Genomic DNA, 3,077 nt, shown 5'->3' on the forward strand with positions numbered 1-3,077 from the left:
AACTCGAAACTCCTTCGGGTTGTATGGTTAAGTGACTAAGCGTACACGGTGGATGCCTTGGCAGTCAGAGGCGATGAAGGACGTATTAACTTGCGATAAGCCCAGATTAGGTAGTAAAAACCATTTGAGTCTGGGATTTCCGAATGGGGAAACCCAATACCATAAGGTATTACTGTTGAGTGAATACATAGCTCAACAGGGCGAACCGGGGGAACTGAAACATCTAAGTACCCCGAGGAAAAGAAATCAACCGAGATTCCGAAAGTAGCGGCGAGCGAAATTGGACTAGCCCTTAAGCTTTACACGCGTTAGACGAACAGCCTGGAAAGGCCGACGATACAGGGTGATAGTCCCGTAGTTGACGACGTGTGTTCAGTGAAATCGAGTAGGGCGGGACACGTGATATCCTGTCTGAATATGGGGGGACCATCCTCCAAGGCTAAATACTACTGACTGACCGATAGTGAACCAGTACCGTGAGGGAAAGGCGAAAAGAACCCCTGTGAGGGGAGTGAAATAGAACCTGAAACCGTGTACGTACAAGCAGTAGGAGCAGGTTTGTCCTGTGACTGCGTACCTTTTGTATAATGGGTCAGCGACTTATATTCAGTGGCAAGGTTAACCATCTAGGGGAGCCGTAGGGAAACCGAGTCTTAACTGGGCGTTCAGTCTCTGGATATAGACCCGAAACCAGGTGATCTAGCCATGGGCAGGTTGAAGGTTGAGTAACATCAACTGGAGGACCGAACCGACTAATGTTGAAAAATTAGCGGATGACTTGTGGCTAGGGGTGAAAGGCCAATCAAACCTGGAGATAGCTGGTTCTCCCCGAAAGCTATTTAGGTAGCGCCTCGGACGAATACTACTGGGGGTAGAGCACTGTTAAGGCTAGGGGGTCATCCCGACTTACCAACCCTTTGCAAACTCCGAATACCAGTAAGTACTATCCGGGAGACACACGGCGGGTGCTAACGTCCGTCGTGGAGAGGGAAACAACCCAGACCGCCAGCTAAGGTCCCAAATTACTACTAAGTGGGAAACGATGTGGGAAGGCTCAGACAGCCAGGATGTTGGCTTAGAAGCAGCCATCATTTAAAGAAAGCGTAATAGCTCACTGGTCGAGTCGGCCTGCGCGGAAGATGTAACGGGGCTAAGTAGTAAACCGAAGCTGCGGCAATGCACTTTTAGTGCATTGGGTAGGGGAGCGTTCTGTAAGCGGTTGAAGGTGTGTGGTAACGCATGCTGGACGTATCAGAAGTGCGAATGCTGACATGAGTAACGATAAAGGGGGTGAAAAACCTCCTCGCCGGAAGACCAAGGGTTCCTGTCCAACGTTAATCGGGGCAGGGTAAGTCGACCCCTAAGGCGAGGCCGAAAGGCGTAGTCGATGGGAAACGGGTTAATATTCCCGTACTTCTTACAATTGCGATGGGGGGACGGAGAAGGCTAGGTGGGCCTGGCGACGGTTGTCCAGGTTCAAGTGCGTAGGCTTAAGAGTTAGGTAAATCCGGCTCTTTCTAAGGCTGAGACACGACGTCGAGCATCTACGGATGTGAAGTCATTGATGCCATGCTTCCAGGAAAAGCCTCTAAGCTTCAGATTGTAAGGAATCGTACCCCAAACCGACACAGGTGGTCGGGTAGAGAATACCAAGGCGCTTGAGAGAACTCGGGTGAAGGAACTAGGCAAAATGGTACCGTAACTTCGGGAGAAGGTACGCTCTCGACGGTGAAGTCCCTTGCGGATGGAGCTATTGAGAGTCGCAGATACCAGGTGGCTGCAACTGTTTATTAAAAACACAGCACTGTGCAAAATCGCAAGATGACGTATACGGTGTGACGCCTGCCCGGTGCCGGAAGGTTAATTGATGGGGTTAGACTTCGGTCGAAGCTCTTGATCGAAGCCCCGGTAAACGGCGGCCGTAACTATAACGGTCCTAAGGTAGCGAAATTCCTTGTCGGGTAAGTTCCGACCTGCACGAATGGCGTAATGATGGCCACGCTGTCTCCACCCGAGACTCAGTGAAATTGAAATCGCTGTGAAGATGCAGTGTACCCGCGGCTAGACGGAAAGACCCCGTGAACCTTTACTACAGCTTGGCACTGAACATTGACCCTACATGTGTAGGATAGGTGGGAGGCTTTGAAGCGCAGTCGCTAGATTGCGTGGAGCCGTCCTTGAAATACCACCCTTGTAGTGTTGATGTTCTAACGTCGACCCCTCATCGGGGTTGCGGACAGTGCCTGGTGGGTAGTTTGACTGGGGCGGTCTCCTCCCAAAGCGTAACGGAGGAGCACGAAGGTGGGCTAATCACGGTTGGACATCGTGAGGTTAGTGCAATGGCATAAGCCCGCTTGACTGCGAGAATGACAATTCGAGCAGGTGCGAAAGCAGGTCATAGTGATCCGGTGGTTCTGAATGGAAGGGCCATCGCTCAACGGATAAAAGGTACTCCGGGGATAACAGGCTGATACCGCCCAAGAGTTCATATCGACGGCGGTGTTTGGCACCTCGATGTCGGCTCATCACATCCTGGGGCTGAAGTCGGTCCCAAGGGTATGGCTGTTCGCCATTTAAAGTGGTACGCGAGCTGGGTTTAGAACGTCGTGAGACAGTTCGGTCCCTATCTGCCGTGGGCGTTGGAGAATTGAAAGGGGCTGCTCCTAGTACGAGAGGACCGGAGTGGACGAACCTCTGGTGTTCGGGTTGTGTCGCCAGACGCATTGCCCGGTAGCTAAGTTCGGGATCGATAACCGCTGAAAGCATCTAAGCGGGAAGCGAGCCTTGAGATGAGTTCTCCCTGATACTTTAAGTATCCTAAAGGGTTGTCGTAGACTACGACGTTGATAGGCAGGGTGTGTAAGCGTTGTGAGGCGTTGAGCTAACCTGTACTAATTGCCCGTGAGGCTTAACCATACAACACCCAAGGGGTTTTGATGGACTCAATGAAAGAACATTGAATGTGTAAGAACGAGAATTAACAAACAGCTTTCCGAATTAAAGAATTTGCTTGGCGACCATAGCGTTTTGGACCCACCTGATTTCCATGCCGAACTCAGAAGTGAAACGAAATAGCG

General features: G+C 51.2%; 2 rRNA genes. Both read left to right on the forward strand.

The window, feature by feature from the left end:
* Positions 1 to 25 precede the first annotated feature (25 nt).
* A 23S ribosomal RNA gene (locus R7190_RS25425) occupies positions 26 to 2,916 on the forward strand.
* A gap of 93 nt (positions 2,917 to 3,009) precedes the next feature.
* A 5S ribosomal RNA gene (gene rrf / locus R7190_RS25430) occupies positions 3,010 to 3,077 on the forward strand; the annotation flags it as partial.

The organism is Vibrio sp. 1078-1, assembly GCF_033340475.1.